An 18,866-nucleotide genomic window follows, 5' to 3' on the forward strand; every position below is an offset into this window, starting at 1 on the left:
TTCTACCTAAAAATAATGAAGTAAATTTACATTTAATTTCCTATTATAATTCTAAAAATGATGTAGAAAGTATACAGGCACTATTATATTTTTTAATATAGCTTTTTCTTGAACAAGAAAAAACTATTTTTACTTTCAAATTACATGAGCAAAAAACCCCCTGTTAGGTTATAACAGGAGATTTTTTATTTAAAATCAAATTTAGTTACTTGTTTTCGATGTGCTATGCACTGTATTTAGAAATTAGAGAACTACTTTTAGTTAGGAATATATCCTTGTGAGCAAGAAGAAGCTGTTTCAAGTTTATTTTATGGAGTCAGATTCTATTAACCAATAAATAAGTAATTAGCATTTAAGTTTAAGACTCGTAGGCCCTGGTATTATTTGGTCAGCTGTAATATAATTTGTGTCACCATTTATGTCATTGAATCTACTAGTAGACGTTTTATCTCTGAAAGCTGTAGGAAGGGTTAAAGCACCACCAATTAATACTGTAGCTAAGAAAAGACTCATTATTTTCTTCATATTAAAAATCCTCCTAAAATAAAATCATATTGTAAATATGTAATATTAAACATTACTTACATAAAATTGTATCATATGTAGTATTTTATGTAAATACAGATATTTACTTTTCTTTTAATTTACTATATATTGTAATATATAGAATGTATTTATGGGGTTTTTAAAGAGAGTGTTAAAGGAGTGTGTTCTATGAAACTTTTATCGCCAGGAGAAAAATTAAGGAGTATTAGAAAAGAGCTAAAAATAAACCAAAGTGATATAACAGGAGGAGAAATAACTCGTGAACTTATAAGTATCATTGAAAACGATAAGTGTAGAATCACATATCAGGTAGCAAATATAATTGCAAATAATATTAATAAAATTTTCAAGGAAAGAAATATAGATTTTACTATAGAACCTTCTTATTTATTAGAAGATATAAAAGTTCAAGCTTTAAAAATTGCAGATGTATATATGGAGGAATTACTTAATTGCCATAAAATAACTGATGAATTTGAAGAAAAATTAAATGAAATTGAAGGCTTTTTAATGAAGTATGATACAGACAATAAAGCTCTTACTATATATGAAAGAATAGCAGATATATATAAAGATACCTATGAGTATAATAAGAGCTATAAATATTATATAAAAGCCCTTGAAAATCACAGAGGATTCTTTGATGAGATTGATTTGTTTAAGTTATTTAAAAAATTAGGGGTTGTTTGCATCTTATTATCTAGGTATAAAGAAGCCTTAGAATTTAATAATTCAGCCTTAGTTTATAAAGAGAATGTTCCTGATAATTTAATCTGTAAAGTATATTATAACAAAGTAATATGCTATATTCATATAAAAGAGTATAAAACAGCTTTAGAGGAAATTGATTTTATAGAAACAAATTGTAAAGGATTATCAGAGGATGAAAAATTTAAAATTAATTCGATGAAGTCTAGCTGCTTAAGTTATTCAAAGCTCTATAATGAAGCTCTTGAAATAGATGAAAAATTAGTGGAGTCTTTAGCTGATGATGATATTGAGAATAAGCTAATGGTTTTAGGGAATATGCTAGATATATATGTAACAATTAATAATATTGACAATGTAAAATTATATATTTCTAAAATAGCTAATGAATTAAATAAGCTTACAGAGGGAGAAGTTCCATATATTTTACCTAATTTATATAAAGAATTAGGACATGCATATGTAGTAGTTAAAGATTTTGGAGCAGCAAAGGAATATTTTAATACTTCAATTAAATTATATAAAAGCATTAGAAGTATGTATAGCGTTGAAGTATGTCTAAAGGAATATCTAGCACTGTTAGTTGAAGAGGGTAATGAAGAAGAAATTAATATATTAAAAAATCAAATTCTAGAATTTATTTCACTTGAATTATTACCTAAAAATAATGAAATAAATTTACATTTAATATCCTATTATAATTCTAAAAAGGATTTAGAAAGTATACAGGCATTATTAGATTTTTTAATATAGCTTATCCTTGAACAAGAAAAAACTGTTTTTACTTTATTCTATGGGGTCAGACCACATGAGCTCCAGCTTTATCAGTGCCATTTTGTACCTCAAAGCTAAGAACAGCATAGTTTAAGATTTTAGAAACAGCCATTTAAAATACCTCCTTTAAAGAAGATGTATGCCTTTGGAGAGAGAATTTTAAAAATGTGGTTATATTAGTTAAAAAATTTATTTAGTGGAGTGGAATTAGAGGATATTTTAAAATAGAAGGAGAAATTATAACGAATAAAAATGTTAATTTAATCTACTTAAGAATATTCATAAAATACACAATAACACATAAAAAACAGTACCCTAGATTAAAGTGGGTACTGTTTTTTATTAGGTTAATTCATATATGAATAAGACACATATTTGAAAGAGAGAGGTAAGTTTTATGGTTGACTTCGTCAAAGAAAAAGATTTTACCCAAGCAAAAACATCTCTGTGCCTCGGGCACACTTCTCTGCGACCGCAGGTCGCACTTCACTAAATAAAATCCTTCACATTTTATTTATATTTTTTCTTTCCTAAATGTCTTTATTCATTGCAGTATATCTTCTCAAGTCTTGTTCCCAATCTGCTTAATAATTCGTTGGTTATTGTGTTATCATGATATGCCATTTCCTCGGCTGAAACAGTGAGTCCTTTTTCCTGCCCTATAAATGTGACTATATCCCCCTGCTTTACGTCTTTTATATTAGTTATATCAATCATGAGCTGATCCATACAAATGTTCCCAATGATCTTTGCAAATTTCCCTTTCAAAATAGTTTTTTGTCCAGTTAAACTTCTTGGTATTCCATCAGCATAACCAATGGTGACAGTAGCTATAGTTCTTTTATCTATAGCTCGAAAATTTCTTTCATATCCAACGCTTTCTCCTGCATCTATTTCGTGAATAGATGCAATTCTAGCTTTAAGAGCAAGTACAGGTTTTAAGTTAAGGGAAATTTTTGTTTTAATGTTTAGACTACTTTGAATGCCGTAAAGAATAATGCCTGGTCTTACATAATCGCAGCTAATCTCTTGGTAATTCAAAAGCCCATAACTAGATTGCAAATGTGTTTTTACATTATGGTATCCCTGCTTATTTAAAAATTCTTTTACCTTATAAAAACACTTTATTTGTTGGTTCGTAAAATTGATATCTGTATCTAATAAACTATCAGATACACATAAATGAGAGTAAATACCTCTAATGTCCAAATTTTCGAATTCAAAAAGTTCTTTTATTGCATCTATATCTTGAAAATCTAAGCCGAGACGGTGCATTCCTGTATCTATCTTCACATGCACCATAACTTTTTCACCAAAAGCATTCAACTGTTTGGCATAATCAGCATCCACCACAGTTTGTATCAAACTATAATCTACAATATCTTTAAAATATTCTATATGAGTATATCCTAATATGGATATATCTCCTTTTATACCATTGCTTCTCAAACGGATGCCTTCAGCTAACGTAGCAACGGCAAAAGTATTTATTCCCATTCGATTTAAATATTGAGCAATTTGAATATCTCCATGGCCATAAGCATTTGCTTTTATGACTGCCATAATGTTGCATTGGTCTGGTATAGTGCTTTGAATACTTTTTATGTTATGCTCTAAAGCCTTTAAGTTTATTTCTATCCATGCTCTATTCATTTGTTTCTTCTCCTTTGTATGTTTACGAGTTTTGCAGAGAAATAGGAAAAAACAGTTGTTAAACCTAAAACCACCATGTAGTGCATAAAACTATTATCAACAATTAGCCAAGTGAGTCCTGTTATTTTTTCAGCTTTATATCCTCATGTTTTTCTTTTAAGCATTGAGGTAAAACAAAATAGCCTGTTATCATGAAGAAAAATGGAACTGCCAATCGTGCCCATATTCTAGTAAAAATAAAATTTAAGTTTCCGTTAAAGGAAGTAAATGGCGATGCGTGAATGGCTATTACTAAAAATGCTGCTATTATTTTAAAATAATTAATACCTATATATTGTTTTTTGTATTTCATATTTAATTTTTCCATACAGTAATGATAAAACCATCTACATTGTTTCCTGATATTTCATAAGGTAAATCTTCCGGTAAGCATAATTCTTTTAATTCCTCCCTATATTCTTGATAAAATACTTCAATACATCCATGGTTATCTTGATAAATATAGGGGTTATCGTAATTTGTTTTCTTCAAAAACTCCATGTATTCCTCTAATGTTTTTTCTTTCCTTTTCATGATAAGTGAATGTGGGACTCCTACATATCGAAAATGCCACGGCTCTGCTCCAATGCCAGTAATATTTTCTTTATTTGCAGGATAACGTTCAATAAATCCGTATTCACAGGCTTTTTCTCGAAACCTTTGGCAAATACCATAATGGGGAAAATCTGGTGTGATAAAATCTATGTATTCACTATTTTGTCCTAAATCTATTGCTAATCCTGTTTGATGTTCACTGCAATTTGGAAAGGCCACATATTTATGTGTAAATGTTTCTCCATTTTCTTTTAAGGAATTGATGTAAATATCTTTTTGTTCTACATAGCTTCTATATCCACTTACAGGTACAATTTCTCCATTTGAAGAAACTGCAGTAAGTAATTTTTCGAGCATTGTCAATGAAGTTTGTTCTAGAAAAATGGTGGGTTCTGTTTCAGTGACAGGTATTAATTTTCCTTGTTCCACCTTGAACTTAATAGGGTGATTTCTATTTACAAGAATTAGATTGCCTTTATAAATTTCTTGTTCTTGAATTAGTATTCTATTCATAATCTATGGCCATCCTTATTAAATTTTCTATAATTTCCTCAAATTTCATTCCAATACCTTTTAGCATATTAGGGTATCTGCTATGAGAAGTGAATCCCGGAATTGTATTGACCTCATTAAAAACAATGTCCCCATCTGCGCTTAAAAACATATCTACCCTGGCAAATCCTGAACATCCTAAAGCTCTATAGATGGTGGAGGCTGTTTTTTTAACACGTTTTGCCATATCATTTGTTATACGTGCAGGCATATGTATTTTTGATGATTTCAAAGTATATTTTTCAGTGTAATCAAAAAAACCTTGTGATAATTCAATTTCATCCACTTTGCCTATAATTAGCTGGTGATTTCCCAATATGGCACATCCAACTTCAAAGCCTTCAATATTTTCTTCAATAATGACTTCATCATCATGGGTAAAGGCTAGTTCTACTGCTTGAGATAATTCTTCTTTTTGCTGTACCTTTGTTATTCCGAATGATGATCCAGCTTTTACGGGTTTTACGAATAAAGGCAACTTTAAATATTTTATTTTTTCATATAATAGAGCTTCATTTAAATGCTCTTTTATGATAACTGACTTTGGAACTTCAATACCCATAGATTGTACAATTATATGTGCTTTGTTTTTATCCATGCATAATGCAGAACTCAATGTATTGCAACCGATAATTGGTATTCCCGCAAGTTCACAAAGCCCTTGAACTGTACCATCTTCTCCATTTTTTCCATGTAAAATTGGGAAGATAGCATCTATGCTGAAATTTTCAATATGCTCTGGGTGTAATATAAAAATTCCGTGATCACATTTATTTGGTGATATCATAACAGGTAGACATGTTTTATCTGTCATCCATGTATTCTTCATAATCTTCTCCAGTACTCCTCCATATAGATACCATGTTCCTTCTTTTGTTATTCCAATTGGTACTACCTCATAAAGTTCGTGGTCTATGTGTTCTATAATTGAGCATGCAGACTGCAAAGAAACTTCATATTCTGTAGAACATCCACCAAATAAAACTGCAATTTTTTTTCTATTCATTTTTAATTTCTCCTTCCGTAAATAACCGTATGGGTAATAATTATAGTTTATAGAAATCTAAGAAAAATTTTGTATATATCTACTTATTGATCTCTTAAGAATTACTTATGGAACACTTAATATTTTCAGTAAGCAGTGTTTTCGAAAATTTTATTATAAACAGTAAAAGCATCCCCAGTATTTTAAAATAATTTAAATTTACTTTTGACGACAAATTTGAAATATTAAATTCTATACTCGTATGATAAAGGATAAATATTACTTAATGACTGATAGAATTCTTAAGAATTTCTTAATTCATATTCATAGTTTTTATATTTATATATATAAGTTGCAATAAAGATAATTCATATTACAAGTATGTTTAATAAACTGTTGAGCAGGGATAATATGAAGCTCATATCAATTAATTTATAATGGAGAAACTTTATTAAAACATGTATATTTAAAAACTTTTAATCCAATTTTAATCTTTCTTATATTTTAGATTAATTTTCATCAACTATTATATAAGTATATTAAAGCTATGGAGATGATTTATATGGAAAGAATTGAAATGATTGAAATTTTAAAGGATAAGGCAAAAGTAAGCCATGAAGAAGCAGAGGCAGCATTAGAAAAATCAGATTGGGATCTTCTTGATGCTATAATTTATCTAGAAAGACAAGGGAAGAGTGAGAACTCAGAGACTACTACAATTATAACCTTAGATAAAGACAGCTATAAAGAAGAGAACGAAGAAAGTCATGATGAAAAAAAAGAAGAAAGCTGTGATGGATTTGGAAAAACCCTAGGAAAGTTATTTAGGTTTGTAGGCAAGATTATAAAAAAAGGAAATGTAAATTATTTTGTAATAAAAAAACAGGAGGAAGGACCAATTAAGGTATCTTTAACAATATCTACAATTTTACTTCTAGTTGCATTTGCCCCTGTGGCAGTATTATTAGTACTTGGATTATTGTGTGGATATAAATACTCAATAGCAGGGCCCAATGTTAATAATAAGGTAAATGATATCTTTGGAAAAGCTTCAGAATCAGCACAGAATATGAAAAATGACTTTAAAGAAGGATATAAGAAGGCTTAAGAATTGCCTACTAAATATATAAATGGCAATTTGGGAATATATAGATAAAATTATAGGGTGTATCAAAATTATAATAAAGGTTTTGATACACCCTTACTTAATTTAATATATGAAATAATATAAAAATATTTAACGTAATGGTATAATTTAGTTGTGGTAAAATTGATTTGCAAATAGAAATATACTCATATCATACAGGTGGAGGAGTATTTATGGAAAATCTCAAAACTGTAGAAAAGCTGAAAAATAAAACTAATATAAGTTATGAAGAAGCCAAAATAGCACTAGAAGAGTCAAATTGGGATATTCTAGATGCTATGGTTTATTTAGAAAAAGAGGGGAAGTTAAAAAGTCCCTCTGTCAGTGTGTATTTTACTAATGAAAATAAGAAGATTCATGAGGAAAATTATAAAGACAGTCATGAAAAAGCAATAGTCAACTATAAAGGTTATAAAAAGGAAGGCAGTTCAGGAGGTTTTTTCACATTAGTATGTGAAGCTATAGATAAATGTAATAATATTTTTCTTGAGATAAAGAAGGATCATTTGGTAATGCTTAAGCTTCCTCTTACAGTAGTGATATTACTTATTATGTTTGCATTTTGGATATTAATTCCCTTAATTATAGTTGCGCTATTCTTTGATATAGAGTTTTCCTTAGTAGGTAAAAATATAGAAGATAGTAAGGTTAATTATGTGTTTAAAGAAATATCAAATCATGTAAAAGAAATAAAAGATAATTTTAAGAAAGGTTATAAAAGATGATTAAAATTTTGATTGTTGAAGATGAAGAGAAGATTGCAAGATTTATAGAGCTAGAACTTATACATGAGGGTTATGAGATAATAAAGACTGATAATGGAAGAGATGGTCTTGAAATTGCAGAAAAAGGAGAAGTTGATTTAGTACTTCTTGATATAATGATTCCGCAAATTAATGGATTAGAGGTTTTGAGAAGACTTAGAAAAAACTCAGATTTACCTGTAATAATGTTAACTGCAAGGGATGCTGTTATGGATAAGGTGTCAGGGCTCGATGCAGGAGCAGATGACTATATTACAAAGCCCTTTGCAATAGAAGAACTATTAGCAAGAATAAGAACAGCTCTTAAAAAGAGAACTGTTATTAAAAAACAAGATAATGATGTAATAACTTGTGGAAAGCTATCTTTAGACAAAGCTAGGCATAGGGTAACTTACAATGAAAATGAAATAGAATTAACAAGTAGAGAGTTTAGTCTATTACAAATTTTAATGGAAAATAAAAATATAGTATTAACTAGGGATGTATTATTAGAAAAATTATGTGGTTATAACTATGTAGGAGAAACTAATGTAATAGATGTTTATGTGAGATATTTAAGAACAAAAATAGATGATGTATTTAAAATAAAAGTAATATCAACAGTACGTGGTGTAGGGTATGTTATAAAAGATGAATAGTGAAAATTCAACAAAGAAGGTAACATCCATTGCCATTAAACTGAATTCTATTTTTGTTAGGAAACTTTTTTTTAGAACACTTTTAACAGATATGTTCGGCCTAGCCATTGTTATTGGGTGGTGGTGTGTTCAGGGAGAACTTAGTTACTTTGGTGAAGTTATACCAGAGGCAAAAAGAGCCTTTGAATTTTTCCCTATAGATACTGCAACATATATTGTAGTTTGGGAGAATGGAAAGACTATGGTAAAAGAGGCAAGTGGATTTCTATTAATAGTGCGAAAAGTACTTATATATACAGTGATCTTTCAGGGAGTATTATTATTAAAGGAGATCATATTTGGAACTGCTAAAATTAGAAAAAATCTAAGCCCACTTAATGAAATAGCAGAAACAGCAAGCCGGCTCAGTAATATGTCCTTTGATGAAGATAAGTTTCAAAATCTTGAAGAGGCTATTTCAAAAATTAGTCCTGTAATTTCAGATGAAAAAATTAATACTGGTGATAGTGAATTGCATGAGCTAGAGGAGGCAATAAACAATCTCTTAGAGAGAATGAGGGATTCTTATAGGCAGCAGGCAAGATTTGTTTCAGATGCATCACATGAACTTAGAACACCTATTTCTGTAATTCAAGGTTATGCTAATATGTTAGACCGTTGGGGTAAGAAAGATGAAAAGGTATTAGATGAATCTATTACTGCAATTAAAAGTGAAGCTGAAAATATGGAAAACTTAGTAGAGCAATTATTATTTTTAGCTAGGGGAATTAATGGAAAAACACAGCTCAACTGTGAAAGTTTCTTATTAAATGAGATGATAAATGAAGTGTTTGAAGAATCGATGATGATAGATGAAGATCATATATATGAGTATAATAACTTAGGAGATATAATGGCTTATGGAGATCAGGGTTTACTTAAGCAATCTGTCAGAATATTAATTGAAAATGCTATGAAATATACAGAAAAGGGTGAAAAGATAGTATTAAAAGCTGGGATAACAGAAAAAGGTGAACCTTATTTTTCAGTTCAAGATAACGGTATAGGAATGGATGAGCAAGATGTGTCTCATATCTTCGAACGATTTTTTAGAGCAGATACAGCAAGGGTAAGAAAAAATGGGGGAACAGGTCTAGGCTTATCTATTGCAAAATGGATTGTTGATAGGCATAAAGGTTATTTTTCTGTATTGAGTAGAAAAGAAATTGGTACTAGGATAACTGTATTTTTACCTAGAGGTGACTAAAGACTTTACAATAAAGTTGAAAGAAATAAATTTAGAGAAAAAAGATTCAAAATTATAAGCATGATCTTTTCTCCATATAAAGATTTCTACTTTTCGTCCAAGATTTAATAATTACAAAAGGAAATAATCTCTTAGATGCCGTATTATTCAGAAGTGGATTTTACGGTATTTTTGCTTTGCAATTTTAAAAAAGATATGTGGACTTATAATATTTAAGATGAATTAGCTATGAAAAATAGACATGTAGTTTACTGATATTTAATAGATAAGTGGTTATAAGGATAAAAGATAACTTTATATATATGAATAAAAAAGTGCTTATAACAGGGCATATTTATCATACTCACAAAATAAATTATAGTATTGAGGATTATTTCTAATGAATGGGATTCTAAAAAGCGAGGTTAGAGTATGATAAAAGAAATATTGAAGATATACATAGAGAGATGGGACTTCTTCTTTGAACTAATTCAAGAACATTTAATGATTTGTTTTGTAGTAATAACCATGGCAACGATTATGGGCTTATTATTAGGAATCTTTATTAGTGAATTTAAGAAAACCTCCCCATTTATCTTAGCAATTGTAAATTTTATTTATACCATACCATCCATTTCCTTGTTAGGATTCTTAATTCCGTTTTCTGGGATAGGAAATACAACAGCAATTATTGCATTGTGTGTATATGCACTATTACCAATGGTTAGAAACACACATACAGGAATTACTAATATTGAACCAGCTGTTATCGAATCAGCAACGGGTATGGGAAGTACAAAACTGCAAGTTTTATATAAAATCAAATTACCATTGGCACTGCCTGTAATTTTATCAGGATTTAGGAATATGGTAGTAATGACAATTGCTTTAGCAGGTATTGCATCATTTGTTGGAGCAGGAGGACTTGGAGTTGCTATATATCGAGGTATTACAACAAATAATACAATCATGACAATAGCAGGAAGCTTATTGATAGCAATTATCGCTTTGATATTTGATATGCTGATAGGGCTGGTAGAAAAGAAAATAAAAATAAGATAGAAGGAGAAAGAAAAATATGAAGAAATCAATAAGCATTATTGTAATATGTTTGTGTTTATTATTAATAGGATGCTCTAAAGAGCCAAAAGCCGTTATTAATATTGCTACAAAGCCAATGACAGAACAATTGATAATTGGAGAAATATTGGGTCTTTTTATTGAAGAGAATACAGATTTATCTGTGGACATCACCCAAGGAGTTGGTGGAGGAACAGGAAATATTCAACCAGCATTATTAAAAGGCGATTTTGATTTATATCCAGAATATACAGGAACAGCATGGAACTATGTTCTTAAAAAAACAGAATTCCCAAGTGATAAAGAATTAATGAAACAATTAAAACAAGAATATACTGATAAGTATGATTTATCATGGGTAGGAATGTATGGATTTAATAATACTTATGGACTTATTATAAGAAAAGAAATTGCAGATAAATATGGTATTAAAACATATTCAGACTTGATAAAAATTGCTCCTGAATTAGTATTTGGAGCTGAATACGATTTCTTTGAAAGAGAAGATGGATATGATGCTTTATGTAAGGAATATGGATACAATTTTAAAAAAGAAGTTGATTTAGATATTGGTTTAAAATATCAAGCATTAGAGAAGAAAGAGATTGATGTGATGGTTATGTTTACAACAGATGGGCAATTGTCTAAAGCAGACGCTGTAGTATTAAAAGATGATAAGTCATTTTACCAAACATATTATTGTGGAACGGTGGTAAGAAATCATGTGCTAAAAAAATATCCAGAATTAGAACAAGTGCTTTTGAAGCTGGAAAATATATTAACTGATGAAGAAATGGCAAATTTGAATTATCAGGTGGAAAAAGAAGGAAAAGATGAAAAAACAGTTGCTAAGGAGTTTTTAATCAGTAAGGGATTATTGAAGAAATAAGGTGATTATAATGGAAGACACTATTATTGAATTTAAGAATGTAAAGAAATTTTATGAAAAAAAAGAAGTGTTGCATGATTTTAATCTAAAGGTAAATCAGGGAGAATTTATCACCATTATTGGAAGTTCAGGTTGTGGTAAAACAACAGCCCTCAAAATGATAAATGCACTACATCTACCTGATGAGGGTGAGGTAATTGTAAGTGGAAAAGAAATTCATAATAGCAATCCAATTATTTTAAGGAGATCCATTGGATATGCAATTCAGAATTCTGGATTATTTCCTCATATGAATATCTACCATAATATTTCTTATGTGCTTAAATTGCAGAAAACCCATAAAAAACAGATAGAAAATAAAGTCTATGAACTTATTCATTTACTGGGCTTAGAGGAAGATATGCTAAGAAGATATCCCCATGAATTGTCAGGTGGTCAACAGCAGCGTGTAGGTATCGCAAGGGCATTAGCTGGATCTCCAAAAATTATGTTGATGGATGAGCCCTTTGGTGCAGTTGACGCTATAACGAGAAAGAAATTACAGAAGGAAATCAAGAGAATTCAGCAAGAGTTGAAAATAACTATATTATTCGTTACCCATGATATTCAAGAAGCGATGATGTTAGGAGATAGGATTTTAATTATGGATCAAGGTAATATCATTCAATATGATACAAAAGAAAATATTGCAAATTATCCCTCAACATCATTTATAAAAGAATTAATTTCACCCTATGATTATATTTCTAAGTAATTAATAAAAATATCCTTGAGAATTGAATAATATAGTATCTGGCTTTTAAATAGACCAATAGCTACTTGTAAATATATTACTTGGAATTATTGACATAAATCAAAATATGTTATAAATATATAACATAAAAGTTATAAATATATAACATGGAAGGGTGAGTCTATTATGAGCAATAAAAAAATGAGCGTAAAAATGCAATTGTCACTAGATACAATACCTATGTTATTCATATTAACGATGTGTATTGTTGGTAGGGGAGATTTCTTTAATGACTAATATTCTAAAAGTGTATCAACGGTTTTATGGATACTATATATTCTATTTGGATTGACACTTTTTAGGAAAAAAGATATTATTGATGAATTTGCAGAAAAAATATTAGGCAAAACAGATAAGGTTTGTATAGGTGTTATTAAAATTATTCTCATAACATCAATTGTACTTATTTGCACACCTTATAGTTTAAGAGAAGTATCGTTAAATAGAGATAATGTACTGCTCTCAATATCTATAACTTTAGCTGGAATTACAATATTGAGAGCAGTTTTATTTAGCTATTATGAGAGAAAGGGGATTTAAGCAAGTTGACCATTCTAAAAACAAAGGTAAAGGAATATAGAGAAAAAGCTTTATTGAAGCAAAATGAATTAGCCGAATTAGTAGACGTGAGACGCGAGACTATTGTTCATCTAGAGAATGGTAAATATAATCCATCTTTAAAATTAGCTATGGATATAGCAAAAATATTTGATGTTACAGTTGAAGAATTATTTGAATTTGTAGAGGAATCTTAATATATTTCAAAGAAAAATTTTAAAACTAAAGTAGTAAAATGCCGTATTATTCAACATGAATATGCGGTATTTTTGTTTCGCAACTAAAATAAAGGGTTAAATAACTATTACTTCACCATATGAATATAGGTGAAATAAGTAATAGAAGTGTTTTTTGACAATTAAATAGTATGGTATCAGAAATATTAGTTACCTAATTTATGAAATATATGGATGAATATTCAATACTACATGGTATAATTTTCTTAAATTAATTCTACATTGTTATATTACGCACTAAAGTTGTAGCGATGGACAAATATAGGCGGTGAGAAATTTGGGGAATAAAGTAAAAGAGCTAGTTGATTCATATGTTTTAAATGAAGCAGCGCAAAGATATGGTATAGATATTACAACATTAAATTTAATTGGAAATTTCCAAAACATTGTTTATGAATATAAAAAGCGGGAAAAATCATATATTTTGAGATTTACTCATAGTACACGTCGTAAAGAAGAAATGGTTAGAGGGGAACTAGATTGGATTTTATATTTAACTAATAACGATATACCAGCTTCAAGACCTGTTTATTCTATGCAAGGTAAGTTAACAGAACGGATTGATTTAGAAAACTCATACTTTAGTGTTACTTCCTTCGAAAAAGCTATAGGTGAAAAGATTAGTTATCCTGAATATATTAATAATGATAAACTATTTGAGGAATGTGGCAGAATAACAGGGAAAATACATTATTTATCAAAGAAATATAAGCCTTCACGAAATCAAATTAAGAGGCATGAGTGGATAGATAATTATTATTTAAAAAATATTAAGAAATACATTCCGAAAGAGCAGCATAAGGTGTTTGAAAGTTATAATGTTTTAATAAATATAATTAATCAACTCAGTAAGGATTCAAATTCATTTGGGATTATTCATGGAGATATTAATATTGGAAACTTTATATTAGGCGATAACGGGGTTGAGATTTTTGATTTTGATGAATGTCAATATAGTTGGTTTGTAGAAGACATAGCCATTCAATTGTTTTACCTTACCTATGTATTTCTAGATGATAGCATATCTGATAGGGAAGCTCAAGGATATAGGTTTATAGAAAATTTCATGAAAGGTTACTATAAAGAAAATTATATAGATGAATATTGGTTAAAACAAATTCCTACCTTTCTTAAACTTAGAGAAATAATCGTTTATATAGGAATATGTCGTAGTGTTGATTTATCTAATTCATCTGAATGGATGAGAAATTATATTTTACAAAGTGAATCGAGAATTGAGCAGGGTACTCCTATTGTAAGTGGAATTGTAAAAAACTAATGTGAAATCTTAGCATATGACGAAACGATTATAAAATTAAATAATTTATTAATAATACCGTACTATTCTGGAGTATACCCTATTTGATATACACATAGTAAAGGAAAGTTAAGACCAAAAGATGAAGAAATGAGAAAAATAAAGAAGATTCATTACTTATTATAGAAATTAAACGAGTTCATAAAGAATCAGATGACATCTACGGTGCATGTAGAGTTACAGTACAATTAAAATATGTATTGAAAATTAAAGGATTAGATTAAAAGTTGCTATTCAACTTTTAACAATGCATATTTAAAAAATGGGAGGCAATCTTATGAAGGATTTCACAAATGGGAATGAAACAAAGCTTATATTTAATTTTGCATTACCCATGTTAATTGGAAGTATACTTCAACAAACCTATACTATAGTTGATAGTATTATTGTAGGAAGAACTTTAGGTAAAGTTGCACTTGGTGCTATTGCAACAACATTACCAATCAATTTTTTTATACTATCGCTAATATTAGGAATTACTATGGGATCCACCATTGTAATTGCACAATACTATGGAGCTAAGGATATGCAAAATTTAAGAAAAACTGTAGATACTTCATTTATTTTTATAATGCTTTCTTCTATGGTAATAGCAATTTTGGGATATTCTTTTAGCTATAAAATACTCGAATTTTTAAAAGTACCAGAAAATGTTATATATCAGTCTAATATGTTTTTAAAGGTAACTTTTTTAGGAATCCCATTAATATTTGGATATAATATTATAAGTTCAATGCTTAGAGGTGTAGGCGATTCAAAAAGACCATTGTATTTTTTAATGTTTTCATCAATTATTAATATAATACTTGCTATTTTATTTGTTGTTGTTTTTAAATTGGGTATATTAGGCTCAGCATATGCAACTTTAATTGCGCAAGGAAGTTCATTTTTCATTGGGTTTTTCTATATTAATAGAAAGAATGATGCGTTAAAAATAAATTTGAAAAACTTACAATTAGATAAAAATATATTGTATCATATACTAAAAATAGGAGTGCCAGCAGGTGTTCAATATTTACTTGTTTCTGTTGGAAACATGCTAGTACAGTCGTTAATTAATGGATTTGGAACAGAAACAATAACAGCATTTGGCGCAGCAGGAAGAATAGATTCTATTGGAACTATGCCAGTAATAACATTTTCTTCAGCTCTTTCAAGCTTTGTTGCACAAAATTTTGGAGCAGGGAAATATGAAAGAGTTAAAAAAGGTTTTAAGTCAACTATAATAATGTCAGTAATAACAGTATTATGTATAACGTTAATTATTCAAATATTTAAAAATGGAATAATGACAATGTTCGTTACGGATAAAGATGTGATTGATATAGGAATGAAATATTTAGCAGTTAATAGTCTTTTTTATATATTTCCAACTATTCAATTTATAGCTTATGCATTATTCAGAGGTGCGGGAGATTCTATAATTCCTATGATTATTTCAGTAACTTCATTATGGATTATAAGAATACCAATTGCGTATTTTCTTTCAAGTAAAATAGGTTCGGATTGCATATATTGGTCAAATTGTACAGCTTGGTTCATTGGTTTTGTACTAGCATATGTGTATTACATAAATGGAAGATGGAAAAGCAAAGTTATTGTAAAAAACCTGATAGGAAAAGGTTAAAAATGGTGAATAATATTTAAATGTAAGCGGTTAATAACACTTCACAATAGTAAGATATTGTTTATTAGTAAAATAAACTTATATTATATATAGGGAGAGAAATTTTTTATGAAAAAAATTTTATTAAGATGTATATTAGCATTACTAATTTTATTAGGTTTACGTTTGATTTATGTAAACATATTTCATGTTCCTTTTTTGGAACAAGTTTTTGTTAGTACAACAATCGGATATATAATTGCACAAATATTAGCAGAAGTGATTTTTAATAAGTCAAAGCTTTCAAATAAATAAAGTTAAAAAATATATTTTTAAAATAGAATGGAGATATAAAGATGGATCAAAAAGGATTTACTATTAAGAAGCTGCCAGTTTATGATGAATCTTTTAATGGAGAAAAGGAAACTATCAGTAGAATGATAAATCATAAAGGAGAACTAGCAGTATTATCAACTCAAGAAATAAATTTTATAGCTTATGTTGACTATCCACAAAATGGTGAACCTAGAGGAAATCATTATCATAAAAATAAAATGGAGTATCTTTATTTATGTAAAGGAAAAATAAGAGGCTATTTTAGAGATTACCAAGAAACAAATAGAAACATAGAGATAGTTGATATAGAAGCAGGAAGCCTCATACTTATTTATCCTGGATGCACTCATAAATTTGAGGTAATTGAAGAAGGACATGCAATAGAATTTTCACCTACAAAAATTGAACTATTAAAAGATGATAGTATTAAAGATTTTATATAGAGAATGAATTTGAACATCAGTAATGTGAGACTTTATCTGAAAATCTATTTTGGGTAAAGTATGAGGATAAAATTGTTGGAATTATGCTATTTTCTTGTATTAAGAAATTGAGGTGTTATGGGTAATTTAAATCAATATAGTTATAAATTATATTTTTGAGGTGAAAAAAGTGAATATATATTTTGTGAGACATGGAGAAACTAAGAAAGACCGTATTTTCAACCTAGATGGATATCCTGATGCCGAGTTAACAGAAACGGGATTAAAGCAAGCTCATTTAACTGGAAAACATCTTTCAAAAATACGGTTTGATGAAATTTATTCTAGTGACTTAAAAAGAGCTGTACAAACAGCAGAAATAATATCAAGTTATCAACAAGAAATACAGGTAGCCATTGATAAGGAAATTAGAGAAATTAATATGGGGGTATTCCACACTTCCTCCGAGGATCAAATTAGAAAAGACTATCCAGAGTTTTATAGTGAATTTTTTAAAAAAGATGTAGACTTCAGATATCCTGAAGGGGAATCAGGGGAAGAAGTATTAAAAAGGTCACTAAATTTTTTAAAATCTATTCAAATGAAAAAGGATGATAATATATGCATTGTATGCCATGGAGGAGTTATTAGGTCGGTAATTAGCTATTTTCTTGGATTACCTCAATATAAACGATTTAATTTATATCCCTATAATTGTGGAGTAAGCCTTTTAAAATATAATAGTGAAAATAGTAATTTTAAGGTTATTTCAATAAATGAGATTTCACATTTAGACATATATGCTACTTTTTAATATTTTAATGTTATTGGATACTTCTTAGCAAAAGCAATAAGTACTGCATTTAGGAACGAAGTTGTAGGACAAGTAGTAGGAGACCCTATTGCATTTCTTAATATGTATCAAAGGGTGTGTAAAGTAAATGGAAACCATAGCAAATATGACTTTAGTGATGAAATGTTAACGCTTATTCAGGCAACATATAAAAAATGATATAAGGTTTAAGTCTTGGAAAAGCCAAAGTACCTTTAAAAAACAAGTTGGGTTTATGATGATATTAGAAAGGTGGAGTTAAGTATGGATACAAAGTATGTTATTTCAGGTGATGGGGCAAAGATTGCTTATAGTTTGAGTGGAAAAGGTCCTGCATTATTATTAGTACATGGAGGAGCGGGACGCTATGATAAAAGCTTATGGGTCGATACAAAGTGGATTGATAAACTTCAAGAACATTTTTTAGTTATAACACCTGATATAAGAGGATATGGCGAAAGTGACAAGTCAGAAGATCCTAACTTTTACTCTATAAATAATATATTAGAGGATTTAAATATATTATTAAAAGAATGCAATATAAAAGATTTTTATTACATAGGCTGGTCTTATGGAGCAAATATTGGGCTTCAAATGTGTAAAAATAATAAGAACATAAAGAAGGCAATTTGTGCTGCTGGTTGTTTAGGTGACTATTTTTATAGACATGTTGCTCCAAGATTGATAAGTATATATGGAGAATTAAATGATAAAAAGAAAACCAATTCATTAGATAAAATGAATCTAGATGAGGAGTATAAAACGTGGATGCAAGAGACAAACCTAGATATATTGATTGCGCAATATAAGGCATGGGAAATTTGGCCTGGTGTGAACGGAACAGATATTAATACAAAGTTAGCAATTTACTCAGGAACAAACGATAATAAAGAACTTTTAGAACAACTAAGCTACCAAGAAAAGGAATTGAGAGATCATAATATTAGAATGAATATTTTTGAAAATCTTGATCATTATGGTTTAGTTAATGAGGTAGAAACTGTAATGCCTTGGATATTGGAGTTTTTATCAGAATAAATAATAGATGGCTCTTTCAGGATGTTTGGGGGAAAATATTATTTTAAATCAAGTAAAGCCTATACCCTCTGTAAATGATATTGTTTGAAAATTCAATTTCATTATAAAGGGAGCATAATTTGTAATTGTATTGCTTGGTTATCTTTATAAATGATGGGTTAAACGCCTACAA

General features: G+C 28.9%; 21 protein-coding genes. 16 read left to right on the forward strand and 5 right to left on the reverse strand.

Annotation, left to right across the window (positions count from 1 at the left end; genetic code table 11):
- Positions 1-345: 345 nt before the first annotated feature.
- Positions 346-525: a hypothetical protein gene (locus tag ACI48Q_RS14790; protein ID WP_474919886.1), complete on the reverse strand. Its 180-nt coding sequence runs from the start codon at positions 523-525 to the stop codon at positions 346-348.
- A gap of 189 nt (positions 526-714) precedes the next feature.
- Here ACI48Q_RS14790 and ACI48Q_RS14795 point away from each other — a divergent pair, with 189 nt between their 5' ends.
- Entirely contained in the window at positions 715-2,007 is a 1,293-nt protein-coding gene (locus ACI48Q_RS14795) for a tetratricopeptide repeat protein (protein ID WP_474919887.1), read from the forward strand.
- 561 nt (positions 2,008-2,568) lie between these two features.
- On the opposite strand, the gene vanT is transcribed toward ACI48Q_RS14795, so the two are convergent.
- The 4 genes from vanT to vanG form a co-directional block, all read right to left on the reverse strand.
- Complete coding sequence (gene vanT, locus ACI48Q_RS14800; RefSeq protein WP_474919888.1) at positions 2,569-3,681, reverse strand: serine racemase VanT catalytic subunit; 1,113 nt, start codon at positions 3,679-3,681, stop codon at positions 2,569-2,571.
- A gap of 121 nt (positions 3,682-3,802) precedes the next feature.
- Complete coding sequence (locus tag ACI48Q_RS14805; protein ID WP_474919889.1) at positions 3,803-4,033, reverse strand: acyltransferase family protein; 231 nt, start codon at positions 4,031-4,033, stop codon at positions 3,803-3,805.
- A gap of 2 nt (positions 4,034-4,035) precedes the next feature.
- Positions 4,036-4,788: a M15 family metallopeptidase gene (locus tag ACI48Q_RS14810; RefSeq protein WP_474919890.1), complete on the reverse strand. Its 753-nt coding sequence runs from the start codon at positions 4,786-4,788 to the stop codon at positions 4,036-4,038.
- Positions 4,781-5,833, reverse strand: a complete 1,053-nt coding sequence (gene vanG / locus ACI48Q_RS14815; protein WP_474919891.1) for a D-alanine--D-serine ligase VanG — start codon at positions 5,831-5,833, stop codon at positions 4,781-4,783. Before vanG ends, ACI48Q_RS14810 begins: the two co-directional genes overlap by 8 nt.
- A gap of 541 nt (positions 5,834-6,374) precedes the next feature.
- On the opposite strand from vanG, the gene ACI48Q_RS14820 reads away from it, so the two are divergent.
- The 15 genes from ACI48Q_RS14820 to ACI48Q_RS14890 all read left to right on the forward strand — a co-directional run bounded on the left by ACI48Q_RS14820 (position 6,375) and on the right by ACI48Q_RS14890 (position 18,694).
- Positions 6,375-6,920: a DUF4342 domain-containing protein gene (locus tag ACI48Q_RS14820; RefSeq protein ID WP_474919892.1), complete on the forward strand. Its 546-nt coding sequence runs from the start codon at positions 6,375-6,377 to the stop codon at positions 6,918-6,920.
- Between the two features lie 212 nt (positions 6,921-7,132).
- The gene (locus ACI48Q_RS14825) at positions 7,133-7,684 is read left to right on the forward strand and encodes a ubiquitin (RefSeq protein ID WP_474919893.1); all 552 of its coding nucleotides are present in this window, start codon (positions 7,133-7,135) and stop codon (positions 7,682-7,684) included.
- A complete protein-coding gene (locus ACI48Q_RS14830; protein ID WP_474919894.1) occupies positions 7,681-8,361 on the forward strand; it encodes a response regulator transcription factor in 681 nt (226 codons plus the stop codon). Before ACI48Q_RS14825 ends, ACI48Q_RS14830 begins: the two co-directional genes overlap by 4 nt.
- Positions 8,354-9,607, forward strand: a complete 1,254-nt coding sequence (locus ACI48Q_RS14835) for a sensor histidine kinase (RefSeq protein WP_474919895.1) — start codon at positions 8,354-8,356, stop codon at positions 9,605-9,607. Before ACI48Q_RS14830 ends, ACI48Q_RS14835 begins: the two co-directional genes overlap by 8 nt.
- A gap of 411 nt (positions 9,608-10,018) precedes the next feature.
- Entirely contained in the window at positions 10,019-10,648 is a 630-nt protein-coding gene (locus tag ACI48Q_RS14840; RefSeq protein ID WP_474919896.1) for an ABC transporter permease, read from the forward strand.
- A 16-nt stretch (positions 10,649-10,664) separates the two neighbouring features.
- A complete protein-coding gene (locus ACI48Q_RS14845) occupies positions 10,665-11,555 on the forward strand; it encodes a glycine betaine ABC transporter substrate-binding protein (protein ID WP_474919897.1) in 891 nt (296 codons plus the stop codon).
- A 10-nt stretch (positions 11,556-11,565) separates the two neighbouring features.
- Positions 11,566-12,309 (forward strand): ATP-binding cassette domain-containing protein, encoded by a 744-nt coding sequence (locus ACI48Q_RS14850; protein WP_474919898.1) that lies wholly within the window; start codon positions 11,566-11,568, stop codon positions 12,307-12,309.
- 584 nt (positions 12,310-12,893) lie between these two features.
- Positions 12,894-13,103, forward strand: a complete 210-nt coding sequence (locus tag ACI48Q_RS14855) for a helix-turn-helix transcriptional regulator (RefSeq protein ID WP_474919899.1) — start codon at positions 12,894-12,896, stop codon at positions 13,101-13,103.
- 316 nt (positions 13,104-13,419) lie between these two features.
- Positions 13,420-14,421: a phosphotransferase enzyme family protein gene (locus ACI48Q_RS14860; protein ID WP_474919900.1), complete on the forward strand. Its 1,002-nt coding sequence runs from the start codon at positions 13,420-13,422 to the stop codon at positions 14,419-14,421.
- A 316-nt stretch (positions 14,422-14,737) separates the two neighbouring features.
- Positions 14,738-16,087 (forward strand): MATE family efflux transporter, encoded by a 1,350-nt coding sequence (locus ACI48Q_RS14865; RefSeq protein ID WP_474919901.1) that lies wholly within the window; start codon positions 14,738-14,740, stop codon positions 16,085-16,087.
- A gap of 108 nt (positions 16,088-16,195) precedes the next feature.
- A complete protein-coding gene (locus ACI48Q_RS14870) occupies positions 16,196-16,381 on the forward strand; it encodes a hypothetical protein (RefSeq protein WP_474919902.1) in 186 nt (61 codons plus the stop codon).
- Positions 16,382-16,422: 41 nt separating this feature from the next.
- Positions 16,423-16,845 (forward strand): hypothetical protein, encoded by a 423-nt coding sequence (locus ACI48Q_RS14875; protein ID WP_474919903.1) that lies wholly within the window; start codon positions 16,423-16,425, stop codon positions 16,843-16,845.
- A gap of 169 nt (positions 16,846-17,014) precedes the next feature.
- Complete coding sequence (locus ACI48Q_RS14880) at positions 17,015-17,638, forward strand: histidine phosphatase family protein (RefSeq protein WP_474919904.1); 624 nt, start codon at positions 17,015-17,017, stop codon at positions 17,636-17,638.
- Positions 17,639-17,650: 12 nt separating this feature from the next.
- A complete protein-coding gene (locus ACI48Q_RS14885; protein ID WP_474920185.1) occupies positions 17,651-17,836 on the forward strand; it encodes a DUF5700 domain-containing putative Zn-dependent protease in 186 nt (61 codons plus the stop codon).
- An 84-nt stretch (positions 17,837-17,920) separates the two neighbouring features.
- Positions 17,921-18,694 (forward strand): alpha/beta fold hydrolase, encoded by a 774-nt coding sequence (locus tag ACI48Q_RS14890; RefSeq protein ID WP_474919905.1) that lies wholly within the window; start codon positions 17,921-17,923, stop codon positions 18,692-18,694.
- The last annotated feature ends 172 nt before the right edge of the window (positions 18,695-18,866 follow it).

This window comes from Clostridium sp. LXY-7 (assembly GCF_056172015.1).

Coding starts and splice junctions, on each gene's coding strand:
- ACI48Q_RS14840 (WP_474919896.1), top strand. CDS start 10,019: ATGATAAAAGAAATATTGAAGATATACATAGAGAGATGGGACTTCTTC.
- vanT (WP_474919888.1), bottom strand. CDS start 3,681: ATGAATAGAGCATGGATAGAAATAAACTTAAAGGCTTTAGAGCATAAC.
- ACI48Q_RS14830 (WP_474919894.1), top strand. CDS start 7,681: ATGATTAAAATTTTGATTGTTGAAGATGAAGAGAAGATTGCAAGATTT.
- ACI48Q_RS14870 (WP_474919902.1), top strand. CDS start 16,196: ATGAAAAAAATTTTATTAAGATGTATATTAGCATTACTAATTTTATTA.
- ACI48Q_RS14810 (WP_474919890.1), bottom strand. CDS start 4,788: ATGAATAGAATACTAATTCAAGAACAAGAAATTTATAAAGGCAATCTA.
- ACI48Q_RS14890 (WP_474919905.1), top strand. CDS start 17,921: ATGGATACAAAGTATGTTATTTCAGGTGATGGGGCAAAGATTGCTTAT.
- ACI48Q_RS14875 (WP_474919903.1), top strand. CDS start 16,423: ATGGATCAAAAAGGATTTACTATTAAGAAGCTGCCAGTTTATGATGAA.
- ACI48Q_RS14845 (WP_474919897.1), top strand. CDS start 10,665: ATGAAGAAATCAATAAGCATTATTGTAATATGTTTGTGTTTATTATTA.
- ACI48Q_RS14790 (WP_474919886.1), bottom strand. CDS start 525: ATGAAGAAAATAATGAGTCTTTTCTTAGCTACAGTATTAATTGGTGGT.
- vanG (WP_474919891.1), bottom strand. CDS start 5,833: ATGAATAGAAAAAAAATTGCAGTTTTATTTGGTGGATGTTCTACAGAA.
- ACI48Q_RS14825 (WP_474919893.1), top strand. CDS start 7,133: ATGGAAAATCTCAAAACTGTAGAAAAGCTGAAAAATAAAACTAATATA.
- ACI48Q_RS14805 (WP_474919889.1), bottom strand. CDS start 4,033: ATGAAATACAAAAAACAATATATAGGTATTAATTATTTTAAAATAATA.
- ACI48Q_RS14865 (WP_474919901.1), top strand. CDS start 14,738: ATGAAGGATTTCACAAATGGGAATGAAACAAAGCTTATATTTAATTTT.
- ACI48Q_RS14820 (WP_474919892.1), top strand. CDS start 6,375: ATGGAAAGAATTGAAATGATTGAAATTTTAAAGGATAAGGCAAAAGTA.
- ACI48Q_RS14835 (WP_474919895.1), top strand. CDS start 8,354: ATGAATAGTGAAAATTCAACAAAGAAGGTAACATCCATTGCCATTAAA.
- ACI48Q_RS14795 (WP_474919887.1), top strand. CDS start 715: ATGAAACTTTTATCGCCAGGAGAAAAATTAAGGAGTATTAGAAAAGAG.
- ACI48Q_RS14850 (WP_474919898.1), top strand. CDS start 11,566: ATGGAAGACACTATTATTGAATTTAAGAATGTAAAGAAATTTTATGAA.